The organism is uncultured Halorubrum sp., assembly GCF_937146585.1.
GTDB classification, from domain to species: Archaea; Halobacteriota; Halobacteria; order Halobacteriales; family Haloferacaceae; genus Halorubrum; species Halorubrum miltondacostae.
The window spans coordinates 1-16,295 of the sequence record NZ_CAKZRO010000112.1 but is presented as its reverse complement, the minus strand read 5'-3'; the positions used below and the strand labels follow the sequence as shown (position 1 = coordinate 16,295).

Here is a 16,295-nt window from a genome sequence, read left to right as displayed (position 1 = left end):
TGACCGCGATCGTCGAGTCGAACGGCGTCGAGAGCGCCGGCGACGGCATCGCGGTAAGCGCGGTCGACGTCGACGCGAGCGTGACCGACAACGACGTCAGCGACGTCGGCGTCGGCATCGCGATCGACGCGGTCGGCACCGACGAGCCGGTCGACGTCGAGCGCAACGTGCTCGACGCGTACGACACCGGCATCTACTTCGAGGCGTTCGACGCCGAACAGCCGCCGTACGCGGCGTACAACGACCTCCTCGACGAGGAGGCCGTCGACGTCGCCAACGACGGGCCGACGACCGTCGAGGCGCTGTTCAACTACTACGACACCGACGCGAGCGTCTCGCACTCGGATATCGACGGGAACGCCGCCTTCGAGGGCGACGTGCTCTACGACCCGTTCCTGACGGTCTCGCAGTCGGACGTCAGCGTGCAGGAGCCGGAGAACACGCAGGAGTTCGGCCACGAGCTGACGCTCGAGGCCACGCCGAACACGAGCGACCCGCAGGTCGTCGCCTTCCCGGCGGCGGTCGAGGGGACGGTCGGTGAGGTCTTCTCCGACCTGCCCGCGGGCGCGTCCGTGTTCGCGTACGACGCCTCCGAGGACGAGTTCGTCCCCGGCGGCGACATGGCCAACGAGTCGATCGGCGCGCTCGACGCGTTCGTCGTGACCGACCTCGACGAGGACGCGACGGTCGCGTTCGAGTACCCGTCCGACGGCACGGCCAGCCCCGGCGTGAAGCAGCTCGACGAGGGCTGGAACCTCGTCGGTGCGCCCAAGAAGACGACGGTGAACACCGCGTTCTCCAGCGTCCTCAACGGCGACGAAGCGCAGGTGAGCCACCTCTACGGCAACGCCGCCGACCAGCCGGACTTCGTGGACGACACGACGGCGACGCGGGACGGCGAGCCGCTGTGGTTCGAGAGCACCGAGGACGCCTCCGGCCAGGCGCCCTCGTTCAGCGTCCTGGGCGGCGAGCCCGGTAACCAGATCGTGAGCCCGTACACCGGGTACTGGGTGAGCGTCGACGCCGGCACCGAGGACGCGAGCGTCACCGGTACGCTGCCCGACTCGGGCGCTACGGCGCTGGAGGAGATCCAGACGCTCGAAACGGACGAAGAGGAAGACGAGATCGAGTAACGAAGACTCATGACGCACACCACCAGAACGCTGCTCGTCGTCGCCGTGGTCCTGCTCGCGCCGCTGGCCGCCGCCGCTCCGGCGGCCGCGCAGCCGAATCCGCCGGCTGAGTTCTACGGGTCCGCCGCGGTCGACGGTGAGCCAGCGCCAGAAGGCACGACGGTCCAGGCCGTCCTCGACGGCGAGGTCGTCGACGAGACCACGGTCGACGGTGACGGTCAGTATGGTGGCGCGGACCCGCTCGCCGATCGGCTCACCGTTCAGTGCGCCGAAGGCGACAGCGGCACCGTCGAGTTCCAGCTCGCGAGCGGCGTGAGCGCGAACCAAACCGCCGAGTGCCAGCCCGGCGAGGCCGTCGAAGTCGACTTGACGTTCCCGTCGCTCGGAGACGATCCGGACGGCGGCGACGGCAGTGACGGCGGCGACGGTAGCGACGGTAGCGATGGTAGTGACGGCAGCGACGGCAGCGACGGCAGCGACGGTAGCGACGGCAGCGACGGTAGCGACGGCAGCGACGGTAGCGACGGCAGCGACGGTAGCGACGGTAGCGACGGTAGCGACGGTAGCGACGGCGGTTCCTCCGGCGCGCCGAGCGGTGGCGGCGGTGGCGGCGGTGGCGGCGGTGGCGGACAGGTCGGCGCTTCGACGCCAGACGGTCCGAGCGTCGACGTCATTCCCGTCGACGACGGCGCGACGCTTCGCGTCGAGGACGTCCCGGGTAACGATCCGGTCGACGTCGACGTCGACGGGGCCGCCTCCGGTGCCGGCGTCTCGCTCCGGTCGATGACCGTCGATCACCGGCTCGAACCGGACGACTACCGCATCGAAGTGACGAACGTCGCCGAGCGGCCGACCGGCGGCGCGTCCGCGCTGGACGACGCCGAGGCGGTCGGCTACCTCGACGTGGAGCCGATCGGCACCGACCGGATCCGGTCCGCGACGCTGCGGTTCGCGGTCGATCCGGCGTCGCTCCCGGCGAACGCGTCCGCGGAGGACGTGGCGCTGTACCACTACGCGGACGGGTGGGAGCGGCTCGACACCGAAGCGGTCTCCGCGGACGGCGACCGCTACGAGTTCGCCGCGCAGATCGACGCGTTCTCGCCGTTCGCGGTCGGCGTCGCCACCGCGGACGTCGCGGTGACGGAGGCGGGCGTCACCGCCGATGAAGTCGCCGCGGGCGAGGTCGTCGAGGTGAGCGCGACCGTGACGAACGACGGTGCCGCCGAGGGCGCGGCGACCGTCACGCTGCTCGTCGACGGCGAGGAGCGCACCGACCAGCGGGTGACGGTGCCCGCCGGCGAGTCGATCGAGGTGCTGTTCTCGACGCCGGTCGACGAGGCGGGCGAGTACTCGTTCGCCGTCGACGGCGTCGACGCCGGCAGCGTCTCGGTCGTCGAGGGCGACGCGACCGCCGACGCCGAGGGCGGCGACTCGGAGAGCGCCGACGCCGAGAGCGGCGGCGACACGCCGCTCGAAGAGCAGGCGCCCGGGTTCGGCCCGGTCGTCGCGCTGCTCGCACTGCTCGGTGCCGCGCTGCTCGCGCGCCGTCGCTGACGCGCGCGAGCGGTCCGAACAGCCGCTTTTTCTTTTTTACCCGACTAAATGCGAGCCGCGAGAGCGCGCGCTAGAGGTCCCGGAACGACGCGGTGTACACGAGGAACGCGCCGGTGAGGAGGACGAACGCGAGGAACGTCACGAGCGCGAGCACGTTCGCGACCGGGGAGAGCGGCGCGAGGAAGGACTCTCCGGTCGAGTCGAGCACGAGGACGGCGAGGAGGGCGGCGATCAGCCCGAGCAGCCAGTTCGTGAGAATGTCGTCCATGGGTCGCTCGACACGACGGGCCGACAAAAAGCCGCGGATGACGCGGAGCCGGGGGCGGCGCGGAGGCGCGGACGACTCGGGACCGCCGCGGCCGCGTCGACGCCGCCGGAGCTATGAGAGTCGGGACCGTTGATCGTTTCGTGAGCGACCGGACGACCTGCTGGCTGCTCGGCGACCAGCTCAACCCCGACCTCGACGTGCTCGACCGGGCCGACGACGTGCTGCTGATCGAGGCCCACGGGTTCGCCGACCGGAAGCCGTACCACGCCCACAAGCTGACGCTCGTGTTCTCGGCGATGCGGCACTTCCGCGACGACCTCCGCGATCGCGGCCACGACGTGACGTACGTGCGGGCCGATTCGTTCGGCGAGGGGCTCGACGAGTTCTTCGCCGGCCGTCGTCCCGAGGCGGACGGCGGCGACGACGACAGCGGCCCGCACCTCCGGCTCATGCGGCCCGCGAGCCACGGCGCCGGCGAGCGGCTCCGCGAGCTGGTCGCCGAGCGCGGCGGCACGCTCGAACTCGTCGACAACGAGCTGTTCTGGACGACGCCGGGGGACTGGCGTGGGTGGGCCGGCGACGGGGAGGCCGCGATCGGCGAGGACGGGGCCGCGGAGCGGACCTTCCGACAGGAGAACTGGTACCGGCACGTCCGCCGTGAGGCCGACGTGCTGATGGACGACGGCGACCCGGTCGGCGGGGAGTGGAACTACGACGACCTGAACCAGGAGACGCCGCCGGACGACTGGACGCCGCCGGGGCGGCCGACGTTCGAACCGGACGAGCTGACCCGCGAGACGCACGCGTGGGTCCGCGAGCGGTTCGACACGTGGGGGAACGACTCGCTCGACGAGTTCGGGTGGGCAGTCACTCGGGAGGAGGCCCGCGAGGCGCTCGACCGGTTCGTCCGAGACGGGTTGCCCGCGTTCGGGCGGTACGAGGACGCGATGGTCGGGGGCGAGCCGTTCCTCTCGCACTCGCTGCTCTCGCCGGCGATCAACCTCGGGCTGCTCGACCCGCGCGAACCCGTGCGGGCGGTCGAGCGCGCCTACGCGGAGCGCGGCGTCGAGCCCGGCGCGTACGACCCGGACGACCACGGCGACGGGGGCGGGACGGCGACGTCGCTCGACGAGTTCGGCGGGGACGCGGCGGACAGCGAGGACGGAGCGACCGGGGGCAGCGCGGCCGAGAGCGGCGAGCCGGCCCCGGTGCCGCTCAACGCCGTCGAGGGGTTCGTCAGGCAGGTGATCGGCTGGCGGGAGTTCATGCGCCACGTGTATCGCGAGGCGATGCCGGAGCTCGCGGACGCGAATCAGTTGGACCAACGGCGGGAGCTCCCCCCGGCCTACTGGGACGGCGAGACGGACATGCGGTGTCTCTCGGAGGCGGTCGGCCACGTCCGGGAGTTCGGCTACGCCCACCACATCGAGCGGCTGATGGTGCTGTCGAACTTCGCGCTCGTGTACGGCGCCGACCCCGCGGAGCTGAACGAGTGGTTCCACCTCGGCTTCGTCGACGCCTACCACTGGGTGACGACGCCGAACGTCGTCGCGATGGGGTCGTTCGGCACCGACGTGCTCTCCTCGAAGCCGTACGCCTCCTCGGGGAACTACGTCAATCGGATGAGCGACCACTGCGCCGACTGCCGGTACGCCGTCTCGCGGACCACGGGCGAGGGGGCCTGCCCGTTCAACGCGCTCTACTGGGACTTCCTGAAGGAGAACGAGGAGACGCTCCGCGGGACGGGGCGAATGGGACTGATGTACTCGCACGTCGACAAGAAGGACGACGAGGAGTGGGCGGCGATCCGGGAGCGGGCGGACCGGGTGCGTGAGCTCGCCGGAGACGGGGAGCTGTGAGGCCTACTCGCCGCTCGCGAGGCGGCGGAGCCGCGGGAGCGCCTGCTCGTACCCGAGGCCGACGAGCCCCACGTACAGCGCGAGCAGCCCCATGCCGACGGCCCAGGCGCCGAGGACGAGATCGCCGCCCGAGACCGCGGAGAGGCCGAACCGTTCGAGCACGACGCCGACCGCGGCGGCCGCGCCGGCACCGACGGTGACGGCGAGGAGTTCGACGAGTTCGACCGCGACGGCAGGTACTTCGACCATACCCGAGGAGGGACGGGCGGCGATTATGACTCTTTCGGGACCACGGTGAGCGCCCCGTCGTCGGCCGAGTCACCGGCAGCGACCCGCTCTGGGCGACTCACTTCAGGCCGAACGACCGCATGACGGTGTCCGCGAGCCCCTTCGCGATCAGCGCCAGTCCCGCGAGGAGCACCATCATCGCGCCGGCGATGACGGGGTCGCGATAGGTGATGATGCCGACCGCCACGACGACGAGGAGGAGCCCGACGATGCCTTCGAGGCCGAGTTTGCTTCGCATGTCGTCGAGTCGCCGTCGAGCGTTGTTAAATCGGACTGATTCGCGCGCACGCGACTCGGCGGCGGCCCGAGAACGCGTCCGCGTCGCCCGGCACAGAGCGGCCCTTTTATTTCCGCGAGCGCGTATCATCGCGTACGCATGAGCAACGGAGACGGTGGCGGTCGGAACGACCTCCGGATGCCCGACGACGACGAGGTGTTCGCGGAGGTCGTCGAGATGCTCGGCGCGAACCGCGTGAAAGTGCGCTGTGCGGACGGCAAACAGCGAACCGCGCGCATCCCCGGCCGGATGCAAAAGCGCGTGTGGATCCGCGAAGACGACATCGTCCTCGTCGAGCCGTGGGACTGGCAGGACGAGAAGGCCGACATCTCGTGGCGCTACGAGAAGAGCGAGGCCGAACAGCTCCGCGAGGAAGGCCACCTCCAGCAGGCGGAGTGAGCGTCTCGGCTCTCCGACGGCGCGCCGAGCGCCCGTCGCGTCGCGTCGGTCGGCCGCGTTCCCCGCGCCGCCCGCGCGGCGCTTAAGTTCGAACGGGCCCCAGCGAGCGTATGCTCCGGCTCGCGATGACGACCGACGCGGAGACGTTCGAACGCGTGCGCGGGCCGCTCGCCGACCGCGGCGTCGACGTCGGTCACGTGCGGGCGAAAGAGCGATCGCTCCGCGTCTCGGGCGGTGACGCCGAGGGCGACGGCTCCCCGGCGGCCGACGCCGACGAGTTCGACGGGTTCGACGTCGGCCTCGTCTACCCCACCCGGCTGATGGAGGGGGCGGTCGTCGACGAGCGACTCGGCGTGCCGTGGGTGAACGGCCGCGACGCGGTCGTCACCTCGCGCAACAAGGCCGGCGTGCTGGCGACGCTCGACGCCGTCGGCCTCCCGACGCCGAGGACGACGCTCGTGTCGAACCCGGTCGACGAGTCGGTCGTCGTCGACGCCGTCAGCGAGTTCTCCTACCCCGTCGTCGTGAAGCCGAACTCCGCGACCCGCGGCGTCGGCGTCGCGGCCGCGACCGACCTCGACTCGCTCTTAGGCGTGGTCGACTACCTGAACCTGATTCACGACTACCGCGCCACCGGCGACAAGTCGTTCCTGATCCAGGAGTACCTCCCCGACGCGCGCGACTACCGCGCGATGGTCGTCGACGGCGCGTACGCCGGGGCGGTGCGGCGCGAACTCGACGCCGACGCGCTCGCGGCCGGCCGGTGGAAGCACAACGTCCACCGCGGTGCGACGGCCCGGGGCGTCGACCTCGACCCCGAGGCGCGGGAGCTCGCGGAGCGCGCGGCGGCGGCGCTCGGGATCGACTACCTCGGCGTCGACCTGCTCGCGACCGACGACCGCCTCGTGGTCAACGAGACGAACGCGCGGCCGACCGTCGACGCGGCGACGAAGTACGAAGAGGACTTCTACGACCGGTTCGCGGCGCTCGTCAGGCGAACCGCAGAGAACGAGTGAGAAGCGGGGAGTGACGGGCCGGCTCAGACCAAGTCGATCGACGCGCTGTCGTCGTCGCGGTCGAACGAGACCTCCAAGACGCCGTTGTTGAACGTCGCGTCCGCGGAGTGCTCGTCGACGGGCGCGGGGAGTTCGACCGTCTCGTCGTACTCGCGCCGGTCGGAGACGGCCGAGATGGTGAGCGCGTCGCCGTCGCAGCGGAGCGAGAGGTCGTCCTTCGAGACGGCGGGGAGGTCGGCGACGAGACGGACCGACTCCTCGGTCGTGTACGCGTCGACGTGGGTGTCGGAGCCGAACCCGGCGTCGTCGGCCGACGCGGCGTCGCCGGTGGCCATCTCGTTCATCATCCGCTCGATCTCCTCGAAGAAGTCTCCGAACGGATCGTCGCGGTCGTCTCTGTCCATACCCCACGTGAAGTCGGTGACTCCGATAAGCCTTCTGTCGGTCGCCGTATCGGCCGGTATCCGCTCGTCGCCCGGCGGCGACGACCGGCGTCGGCCGACACCGGCGACGGGTGACGATCCGTCGACGAGACGGCGGATCCGTGACGCCGATCGTAACAAATTCGAACGATTATGACGATCTCCGTCGGACTGAGCCGGATTTAAGTAGTTGCGGCTCGGCTTTTTCGAACATGAGTAAATCGTACCTGTCAGCCGGCGAAGACGTGAGCGACGACGAGGTCGTCCGGGTGGGGCTCAACGGCTTCGGTCGCATCGGGCGAAACGTGTTCCGCGCGGTGCTGGAGAACCCCCGGATCGAGCTCGCCGGGATCAACGACGTGATGGACTTCGACGACATGGGCTATCTCGCCAAGTACGACACCGTCATGGGCCGGCTGGACGGCGTCGAGCGCGACGGCGACGCGCTGACCGTCGGGGGGACCGAGGTGCCGCTGTTCAACGTCCAGGACCCCGCCGACCTCCCCTGGGACGAGCTCGACGTCGACGTCGCCTTGGAGTGTACGGGCATCTTCCGCACCCGCGACGACGCCAGCGCGCACCTCGACGGCGGCGCGGACACCGTGATCATCTCGGCCCCGCCGAAGGGCGAGAAGCCGGTCAAACAGCTCGTCTACGGCGTCAACCACGACGAGTACGAGGGCGACGACGTGGTCTCGAACGCCTCCTGTACGACGAACTCCATCACGCCGGTCGCGAAGGTGCTCGACGCGGAGTTCGGCATCGACGCCGGCACCCTCACCACCGTCCACGCCTACACGGGCTCCCAGAGCCTCATCGACGGCCCGATGAGCAAGCGCCGCCGCGGCCGTGCGGCCGCCGAGAACATCGTCCCCACCTCCACCGGTGCGGCCGGCGCCGCCCAGAAGGTCCTCCCGCAGCTCGAGGGCAAGATCGACGGCATGGCGATGCGCGTCCCGGTCCCGACCGGCTCGCTCACGGAGTTCGTCGTCAGCCTCGAGGAGACCGTCACCGAGGAGGAGGTCAACGCGGCCTTCCGCGACGCGGCCGACTCCGGTCCGCTCGCCGGCGTCCTCGGCTACACCGACGACGAGGTCGTCTCCTCCGACATCGTCGGGCTCCCCTTCTCCAGCTACGTCGACCTCCAGTCGACGAACGTCATCGCCGGCGGGAAGCTGCTGAAGATCCTCACCTGGTACGACAACGAGTACGGCTTCTCGAACCGGATGCTCGACATGGCCGCGTACGTCCAGGACGAGGCGTAGACGGCTCGATCCCCGACGCGTCCGGCTGACGCGTCGGCTCGACGGTGCCGTTCCCTGACGGCGACGTTCCACGGTGCCGTTCCCTGACAGCGACGTTCCACGGGGCCGGTTCCCGACGGCAACGTTCCCCCGGAGCGCAACCGCTTAACTACCCCATCGACGACCGTTCACCATGCCCGAGTTCGACACCATCGACGACCTCCCGGCCGACTCGCGCGTCCTCGTTCGACTGGACCTCAACTCCCCCATCGAGGACGGATCACCGCAGGACAACCGCCGCTTCGAGCGCCACGCGGAGACGGTCCGCGAACTCGCCGCGGCCGGCCACCGGGTCGTCCTCATGGCCCACCAGGGCCGCCCCGGCCGCGACGACTTCACGTCGCTCGCCGGCCACGCGGCGATCCTCGCGGACCACGTCGGCCGCGACGTGGCGTTCGTCGCCGACACGTACGGCGACGAGGCGCTGGAGGCAATCGACGCGCTCGACGCGGGCGAGGTCCTCCTGTTAGAGAACACCCGGATGTGCGAGGACGAACTGCCCGAGGAGTCGCCCGAGGAGAAGGCGGAGACGGAGTTCGTCCGGACGCTCGCGCCGCGCTTCGACGCGTACGTCAACGACGCCTACTCCGCGGCCCACCGCAAGCACGCCTCGCTCGTCGGCTTCCCCCTTGCGCTCCCCGCGTACGCGGGCCGCGTGATGGAGACGGAGTACGAGGCGAACACCGCCATCGCGACCCGGGAGTTCGAGGGCCCCGTGACGATGGTCGTCGGCGGGACGAAGGCGACCGACGTCATCGGCGTGATGGACGCGCTGGACGACCGCGTCGACCGCTTCCTGCTCGGCGGCGTCGCCGGCGAGCTGTTCCTCCGCGCCGCGGGCCACCCGGTCGGTCGCGACGTGGGCGAGATGGACCTCTTCGACGAGCAGTGGGAGCGGAACCGCGAGCTGATCGAGTCGGTCCTCGACGAGCGCGGGGACGCGATCCACCTCGCGAGCGACCTCGCGTACGAGGGCCCGGACGGCGAGCGCGCGGAGGTCGCCGTCGACGACATCGACCAGAAGGAGACGGGCTTCCTCGACGTCGGCGCCGCGACGGTCGACGACTACCGCCCGCTGATCCGCGAGTCCGACGGGGTCTTCGTGAAGGGCGCGCTCGGCGTCTTCGAGGACGAGCGGTTCGCCGACGGCACCGTCGGGGCCCTGGCGGCCATCGCGGAGACGGACTGCTTCTCGGTCGTCGGCGGCGGCGACACCTCCCGGGCCATCGAGATGTACGGCCTCAGCGAGGGGGACTTCTCGCACGTCTCCATCGCGGGCGGCGCGTACATCCGCGCGCTGACGGGCGAGCCGCTCCCGGCGGTGGAGGTCTTGGAGGCGGCGGCGGAACGGCAGTAGAAGGGCGGAATCGGTCTCCGAGCGGGGCTGGGCGTTCGAGCCGGGCGACCGGTCGAGTTACTCTTCGACGTCGAGGTCGAACTGCTCGTTCTCCGTGACCGCGTTCAGGACGACGCTCGTGTTCGACTCCCGGATGTCCGCGTCCGTGAGGATCGACTTGATCTGGTCGTTCATCCCGTCCGTGTCGGTGAACTTCCCGATGGCGATCACGTCGTAGTCGCCGGTGACCTCGTAGACGCTCACCATCTGTTTCTCCTGGCGCAGCTTCTCCGTGACGTCCGGCAGCGCGCTCCCCTCGACCTTGAGCTGGAGCACGGCCGTCACGTCGTACCCGATCTTGTCGTAGTCGACGACGGGGGTGTACCCCCGGATCACGCCCTCCTCCTCCAAGTCGCGGAGGTGGTTCGAAACGGTCGTCACCGAGACATCGAGCTCGTCGCCCAGGCTCCGGAGGCTCGCGCGGCCGTTGCTGAGCAGCGAGTTGATGAGCTTCGCGTCGAGGTTTTCGTACGTCATCACACCTAACCACGCTTCCGGGGGTTTAGAATTTTACGAACGTCCAGCAGTTTTGCCTGTCTGGCGGTTCATGCGCCAAGCGATAAGGCCTTTATACTGGCAGATAACGATTCAACCGTCCAGAACATGACGGACGAACACGCGAAACCGGACGGCGGCCTCACGGCCGATGAACAGGCGGTACTCGACGAGATCGAGGAGCAGAACGTCGATTTCCTGCGGCTCCAGTTCACTGACATCCTCGGCGTCGTGAAGAACGTCTCCGTCCCCGCCCACCAGGCGGAGAAGGCGTTTACCGAAGGGATCTACTTCGACGGCTCCTCCATCGAGGGGTTCGTGCGCATCCAGGAGTCGGACATGCGGCTCGTCCCCGACCCCGACACGTTCGCGGTGCTCCCGTGGCGCAACGACGGCGACTCGGGCGCGGCGCGGCTCATCTGTGACATCGTCGACACCGACGGCGAGCCGTTCGTCGGCGGGCCGCGGCAGGTCCTGAAGTCGGTCCTCGCCGAGGCCGAGGAGATGGGCTACTCCGTCTCGATCGGTCCGGAGCCGGAGTTCTTCCTGTTCGAGAAGGACGACGACGGCAACGCGACCACCATCCCGCACGACAACGGCGGCTACTTCGATCTCGCCCCCAAGGACCTCGCGTCCGACGTGCGCAAGGAGATCATCTTCACCTTAGAGGAGATGGGCTTCGAGATCGAGGCCTCCCACCACGAGGTCGCCGAGGGCCAACACGAGATCAACTTCAAGTACGCCGACGCGCTCACGACCGCGGACAACATCGCGACGTTCCGCGCCGTCGTCCGCGCGGTCGCCGAGCAGCACGACCTCCACGCCACGTTCATGCCCAAGCCCATCGCCGACATCAACGGCTCGGGCATGCACAGCCACATCTCGCTGTTCGACGAGGACGGCAACGCCTTCGCCGACGACTCCGACGAGTTCAACCTGAGCGAGACGGCCTACGAGTTCATGGGCGGCATCCTGGAGCACGCCCCCGCGTTCACGGCGGTCACGAACCCGACCGTGAACTCCTACAAGCGGCTGGTGCCCGGCTACGAGGCCCCCATCTACGTCGCGTGGTCCGACACGAACCGCTCGGCGCTCGTCCGCGTCCCGGACGCCGCGGGCGTCTCCGCGCGGTTCGAGGTCCGCAGCCCCGACCCGTCCTGTAACCCCTACCTCGGCATGGCGTCGCTCATCGCCGCCGGCCTCGACGGGATCAAGACCGGCGCCGACCCCGGCGACCCGGTGCGCGAGGACATCTACGAGTTCGACGACGCGAAGCGCGAGGAGTACGGCATCGAGACGCTGCCGCCGAACCTCGGCGCGGCCGTCGAGGAGCTGGAGACCGACGAAGTGCTTCAGGAGGCCCTCGGGCCGCACACCTCCGAGAAGTTCGCCGAGGCGAAGTCCCAGGAGTTCAGCGAGTACCTCACCCAGGTGTCGCAGTGGGAGGAGGACCGCTACCTCGAAACGTTCTGAGGGCGACCGGCGGATATCCCGCGACCGAGCTTTTTTGCGCCGCGTCAGCCGCCGAGCGCCGGCTCCACCCGTCCGGGCAGCGCCGGGAGCGCGACGACGGCGACCACGGCGGCGGTCGTCGCCGCCAGCGTCACCGGGAGCGCTCCCGAGAGGGCGTACGCGCCGACCCAGAGCCCGCCGGTGACCGCCAGCGCGGGGACGGCGACGCGGGCCGGGACCGACGGCTCCGCGCCGTCGACGAGTCGCCACCCGATCGCGCCGCCGGCGCCGGTGGCGATCCCGATCCCCGCCTCGACGACCTCCCCCGTGTGTCCGCCCGCGACGGCGACGGCCAGCGCGCCGGCCGAGACGACCGCCGCGAGGGCGAACGCCGGCGCGGGGTCCAGTTCGGCGGTCGGTCCGGCGGACGGGTCCGCGTCGGCCGACCGCCGGACTCGCGGGTCGCCGGCGAGCCACAGCGCGACGGCGACGGTCCCCGCGCCGACGGCCAGCCCCGCGAGCACGTCGACGAGGTAGTGGACCTCGATGATCACCCGGGAGGCCGCGACGGCGACGGCGGCCGCTCCGGCCGCGAGGTAGCGGCGGCGGTCGGTCCAGAGCCGGTCGTACAGCAGCGCGATCGCGAGGTACGCTGCCGCGCCGCCGGTGGCGTGCCCGCTGGGGAAGCCGAACCCGTCCGAGAGCACCTGCGCCTCGTACCAGCCGGAGAGGAGCGTGGGGAGCCACGTCGGGACGTCGGCCGGCGGCATCGCGCCGGGCGGTCGGGGGACCGCGAACCACGCCTTCCCGAGCGCCGTCGCGGCGTACGCACAGGTGACCGCCGCGATGGCGGTCGCGCCGGCGCGGCGCGGCGAGCCGGCGACCTCGTCGCCCGCGAACCAGTAGCCGACCGCGAGCAGCGCGAAGAGGAACCACGGGTCCGCGAGGTGGGTGACGGCCGCGAAGGCGACGACGACGAACTCGGGGAGCGCGTCGACGAGGACTACCTCGCCGACCCCGCGCTCGGCCGCGACGAGTCCGGTCACGCGCCGATCACGCGGTCGCTCGCCGCCGGGTCGGAAGGCGCGGGGGCGGTCGTCACCGGGCCGCGGGGCGCGGCGTCGATCGTCACCGGGGCGGGAGGCGCGGTGTCAGTCATCGCCGCGGCGGCGGGCGTAGTCGAGCGCCTTGCCGGGCGTCTCGATCAGGTTGAGGCCGATGCCGACGACGACGAAGATCGTGTACAGGCCGAGCGTCGACAGCCCGAGGACGACGATCGCGCCGACCGCGTAGATCCCGTCGAGGGAGGTCAACGCGGCGAGCGTCAGCACGGTCCCGTACAGCAGCACGAGGTACGGCCCCCAGCCCCGGGCGTGGCCCCGGCGCATCCGCGAGCGGACGTACCGCTTCAGTTCCGACTCGACCTCCGGTTTGTCGACCGTCCGGCGTTCCACGTCGTCTTCGAACTCGTCGAGCTGCGACCGCAGCTCCCGGACCTCCGCCTCGAGAGCGGCGACGTCCGGCGCGCCGCGCGGCCGTTCGTCGTCGTCCCCGTCGGGATCCGACTCGCCGTTCATACCCGTGGGTCGGTCGCGGTCCTGTTGTAACTGCCGGTCCGCGGCGTCGTCGGAGCCGCCGGCCGCGACGCCGACGCCGTCGCTCCCAGCCTCGGTCGGCCCGTCGCCGCCGGCCCCGCGCCCCGCGAGCACCACGTTGACCACGCCGCCGAGGACGACGACGACGGCGGCGAGGTACAGCCACGTGACGAGGAGCAGGATGCCGCCGATGACGCCGTACACCTGGTACTGCGCGGCCCCCGCGGCGTAGAGCTGGAACCCGGCTTGGAGCAGCGTCCAGCAGACCGCCGCGAACGCCGCGCCCGGCAGCGCCTCGCGGACGCCGATACGCGGCTGCGGCAGGAGGTAGTACATCGGGAGGAAGACGGCCGCGAGGAAGACGGGTAAGGCGAGGACGCTCGCCGCCTCGACCAGCGGGACCGCCTCCGCGGCCGCGACGAACGCGCCGACGCCCACCATCACCCCGATGCCGACGCCGACCCCGACGACGACAGAGGCGGCGTCCGCGATCTGCGCGAGGAACCCCGGCGTCTCGTCGCCGCCGTACAGGGAGACGAACGCCGTGTCGAGCCCGCGGAACACCTTCAGCGTCGACCAGAGCAGCAGCCCGACCCCGAGCAGGCTCGCCCCGGTCCGACCGCCGGCGGAGGAGACGGCGTCGACGACCGCCTCCTCGCCGGCCGGGGTGAGGAAGTCGCCCGTCGACGCGACCAGCTCCGCGGCGATGGTCTCGCCGAAGACGGCGGTGGCAACGACGACGAGGAGGAGGAGCGCGGGGACGAGCGAGACGAAGGCGTAGTAGGCGATGGCGGCGGCGAGGAACGTCACCTGTCGGTCGACGGCGACGTCGGCGACGCGCCGGACCGCACCGAGCGCGGTGCGCGAGTGTCTGGACACGTCCGGGCTTTCGACCGAAGTCGACAAAAGCGGGGTGGTGCCGGCGGCGCGGGTGCGGCGTCGGCGGCGCGGGTGCGGCGTTCGCGGGGCGAAGCCGTCAGTCCGCGTCCTCGCCGAGGACGGCCGCGCGCATCTCGGGGATCGACGCCGTGCTCTTCACCGCCGTGCCGCGGTAGTGCGCGCGGCTCGCCTCGTGGCCGGCCCCGCGCAGGCGCTCGACGAACTCGTCCATGCCGATGGCGGGCTCGCCCCACTGCTTGTACAGGCGGTGCTGGTCGTAGTGCGTGGGGGTGTCGATCTCGCGCGCGACCGTGCCGAGGAGCTTGCGCGCGCGCTTCGCCTCGCCCATGTCGTCGGTCACCTCGCGACGGACGGCACGCGCGAAGTCAGGGTCCGCGACCGGGCCGAGCCAGAGCGGCCCGGCCGTGAGCACGCGGTCGCTCCCGCACGCCGGACAGTCGTCGACCGGATCGGCGAGGTGGCCGCGCGTCGCCGAGCGCCAGAGGCAGTCCTCGCAGTGGTCGACGTGTCCCAGCGCGTCGAGGCAGTCGTCGGCAGCGCGCGCGCCTGACTCCAGTTCGAGGTAGGTCCGCGCGTAGTGCCGGGAGACGTGCGAGAGGATCGGCGTGGCCGCCTTGTCGTACCGCGCGGCGGTCCGCACCAGCGCGGAGATCAGCGTCCGGAGCCCCATCTCCGGGTGATAGTCGGTGTTGCGCGGGACCGCGCCGTACTTGCGGATCCCGCTCTGGAGGTGCGCGCCGCACAGCGGCGCGGTGTCGGTCGCGGTGACACAGATCAGGTTGCGGCCGTTCGCGAACGCGGCGTCGGCGAAGGGGATCGGCGTGCCGTACGGGTCGAGGTCGACGACGTCGAACGGCCCCTCCTCGTACAGTAAGGCGTTGACGTCGCGGTGGACCGCCTCGCCGTCGAGGCCGTTGGCGTCGAGGTTCGCGGCGGCGAGGCCGACCGCGTCGGCGTCGACGTCGGCGCAGGTGACGTCGTATCCCTCGGCGGCGGCGCGGACCCCCCGGACTCCGGAGGCGGCCATCGCGTCGAGGTACGAGGCGACGCGCGGTTCGCGGTCGCGGTAGGCGCGCAGCGTCGCGACCGTCACGTCGCGGTTCAGCTCTTGGGTCGGGTTGAAGAAGACGCCGCCGCCGGTGCCCTCGCTGGCGCCGTCGCGGGCCTCCGGGACGGAGACGGTGAGTCCGCCCTCTTCGATGTCCATACGCTCGATTCGGTCATCCCGGCTAAAAGGGCCGCGCTCCGAGGGCGGGAGGCCGGAAGCGACCGCCGCGGCGGCGGGACGCAACGAGGGAGGCTTTTACCCCGTCGGCGCGGAATGCGGACGTATGAACGGAGACGCCACGCGACGACGCGATCCGGTCGGCGAGGAGACGGAGGGGCACGGATGGTAAGTCCGGCGCGAGTGGACGCGCTCACGGACCTCGCGTACGGGGCCCTGATCATCCTGTCTATCGTGCTCATCGCGACGCTCCCGGTGTTCAACGTCGCGATCGCGTTCGGGATCGGGGTGTTCGCCTCGTACGTGATCCACGTCGTCTGGAAGATGGCCCGGTTCGACCCGGACTGGATGACCCGCGAGGTCGCTGACCAGGTCGGCAAGCAAGTCGAAGAGAGCGTCGGCGAGACCGTCGACAAAGAGGTCGAGAAGAGCGTCGGCGAGACGGTGAGCAAGGAGGTCGAGAAGACAGTCGAGGAGACCGTCGGCAAGAAGGTGAGCGAGGAGGTCGAGAAGAGCGTCGGCGAGACGGTCAACAAGGAGGTCAGCGACGTCGCCGGCGACGTCAGCGACACCGTCAGCGAGGAAGTGACGGGGAAAGTCGAGGAGACCGTGGGCGAGACCGTCGAGAAGACCGTCGAAGAGAAGGTCGGCGAAACGGTCGAAGAGAAGGTCGGCGAAACGGTCGAAGAGAAGGTCGGCGAAACGGTCGAAG

16 protein-coding genes and 1 pseudogene are annotated in these 16,295 nt (G+C 70.7%); 9 read left to right on the top strand and 8 right to left on the bottom strand.

Translation table 11 applies throughout. The annotated features are described in order from the left end of the window. A pseudogene (locus Q0116_RS09320) lies at positions 1–1,133 on the top strand (hypothetical protein); the annotation flags it as partial. A 9-nt stretch (positions 1,134–1,142) separates the two neighbouring features. Next, on the top strand, positions 1,143–2,687 hold the full coding sequence (locus Q0116_RS09315) for a PGF-CTERM sorting domain-containing protein (RefSeq protein ID WP_297887254.1): 1,545 nt from the start codon (positions 1,143–1,145) through the stop codon (positions 2,685–2,687). A 70-nt stretch (positions 2,688–2,757) separates the two neighbouring features. On the opposite strand, the gene Q0116_RS09310 is transcribed toward Q0116_RS09315, so the two are convergent. Next, a complete protein-coding gene (locus Q0116_RS09310; protein WP_006114436.1) occupies positions 2,758–2,955 on the bottom strand; it encodes a hypothetical protein in 198 nt (65 codons plus the stop codon). Between the two features lie 140 nt (positions 2,956–3,095). Between Q0116_RS09310 and Q0116_RS09305 the strand changes: the two genes are divergently transcribed. Continuing rightward, on the top strand, positions 3,096–4,814 hold the full coding sequence (locus Q0116_RS09305; RefSeq protein ID WP_297887251.1) for a cryptochrome/photolyase family protein: 1,719 nt from the start codon (positions 3,096–3,098) through the stop codon (positions 4,812–4,814). 3 nt (positions 4,815–4,817) lie between these two features. Here the strand turns inward: Q0116_RS09305 and Q0116_RS09300 are convergent, their stop codons facing one another. Then, complete coding sequence (locus tag Q0116_RS09300; protein WP_297887249.1) at positions 4,818–5,063, bottom strand: hypothetical protein; 246 nt, start codon at positions 5,061–5,063, stop codon at positions 4,818–4,820. Positions 5,064–5,160: 97 nt separating this feature from the next. Continuing rightward, the gene (locus tag Q0116_RS09295; RefSeq protein ID WP_297887247.1) at positions 5,161–5,340 is read right to left on the bottom strand and encodes a hypothetical protein; all 180 of its coding nucleotides are present in this window, start codon (positions 5,338–5,340) and stop codon (positions 5,161–5,163) included. Between the two features lie 138 nt (positions 5,341–5,478). Here Q0116_RS09295 and eif1A point away from each other — a divergent pair, with 138 nt between their 5' ends. After that, entirely contained in the window at positions 5,479–5,778 is a 300-nt protein-coding gene (eif1A, locus tag Q0116_RS09290) for a translation initiation factor eIF-1A (protein ID WP_297887244.1), read from the top strand. Positions 5,779–5,888: 110 nt separating this feature from the next. Then, positions 5,889–6,794 (top strand): RimK family alpha-L-glutamate ligase, encoded by a 906-nt coding sequence (locus tag Q0116_RS09285; RefSeq protein WP_297887241.1) that lies wholly within the window; start codon positions 5,889–5,891, stop codon positions 6,792–6,794. A 23-nt stretch (positions 6,795–6,817) separates the two neighbouring features. Here the strand turns inward: Q0116_RS09285 and Q0116_RS09280 are convergent, their stop codons facing one another. Next, the gene (locus Q0116_RS09280) at positions 6,818–7,198 is read right to left on the bottom strand and encodes an Hsp20/alpha crystallin family protein (protein WP_297887238.1); all 381 of its coding nucleotides are present in this window, start codon (positions 7,196–7,198) and stop codon (positions 6,818–6,820) included. A gap of 230 nt (positions 7,199–7,428) precedes the next feature. On the opposite strand from Q0116_RS09280, the gene gap reads away from it, so the two are divergent. Together gap and Q0116_RS09270 are read left to right on the top strand one after the other, a co-directional pair. Further along, positions 7,429–8,481: a type I glyceraldehyde-3-phosphate dehydrogenase gene (gene gap / locus Q0116_RS09275; RefSeq protein WP_297887235.1), complete on the top strand. Its 1,053-nt coding sequence runs from the start codon at positions 7,429–7,431 to the stop codon at positions 8,479–8,481. Between the two features lie 172 nt (positions 8,482–8,653). Next, the gene (locus Q0116_RS09270) at positions 8,654–9,877 is read left to right on the top strand and encodes a phosphoglycerate kinase (protein ID WP_297887232.1); all 1,224 of its coding nucleotides are present in this window, start codon (positions 8,654–8,656) and stop codon (positions 9,875–9,877) included. Between the two features lie 57 nt (positions 9,878–9,934). Here Q0116_RS09270 and lrp read toward each other — a convergent pair whose 3' ends face one another. Continuing rightward, the gene (gene lrp / locus Q0116_RS09265) at positions 9,935–10,393 is read right to left on the bottom strand and encodes an HTH-type transcriptional regulator Lrp (RefSeq protein ID WP_006114444.1); all 459 of its coding nucleotides are present in this window, start codon (positions 10,391–10,393) and stop codon (positions 9,935–9,937) included. Positions 10,394–10,519: 126 nt separating this feature from the next. Between lrp and glnA the strand changes: the two genes are divergently transcribed. Then, on the top strand, positions 10,520–11,884 hold the full coding sequence (glnA, locus tag Q0116_RS09260; protein ID WP_297887227.1) for a type I glutamate--ammonia ligase: 1,365 nt from the start codon (positions 10,520–10,522) through the stop codon (positions 11,882–11,884). A gap of 44 nt (positions 11,885–11,928) precedes the next feature. Here the strand turns inward: glnA and Q0116_RS09255 are convergent, their stop codons facing one another. The 3 genes from Q0116_RS09255 to Q0116_RS09245 all read right to left on the bottom strand — a co-directional run bounded on the left by Q0116_RS09255 (position 11,929) and on the right by Q0116_RS09245 (position 15,565). After that, a complete protein-coding gene (locus Q0116_RS09255; RefSeq protein WP_297887225.1) occupies positions 11,929–12,909 on the bottom strand; it encodes a phosphatase PAP2 family protein in 981 nt (326 codons plus the stop codon). A 105-nt stretch (positions 12,910–13,014) separates the two neighbouring features. Next, positions 13,015–14,337 (bottom strand): YihY/virulence factor BrkB family protein, encoded by a 1,323-nt coding sequence (locus Q0116_RS09250; RefSeq protein ID WP_297887223.1) that lies wholly within the window; start codon positions 14,335–14,337, stop codon positions 13,015–13,017. Positions 14,338–14,434: 97 nt separating this feature from the next. After that, a complete protein-coding gene (locus Q0116_RS09245; protein ID WP_297887221.1) occupies positions 14,435–15,565 on the bottom strand; it encodes a tRNA (guanine(26)-N(2))-dimethyltransferase in 1,131 nt (376 codons plus the stop codon). 183 nt (positions 15,566–15,748) lie between these two features. Between Q0116_RS09245 and Q0116_RS09240 the strand changes: the two genes are divergently transcribed. Further along, positions 15,749–16,295: hypothetical protein (locus Q0116_RS09240; protein WP_297887219.1), on the top strand; the 547-nt coding region annotated here is incomplete at its 3' end.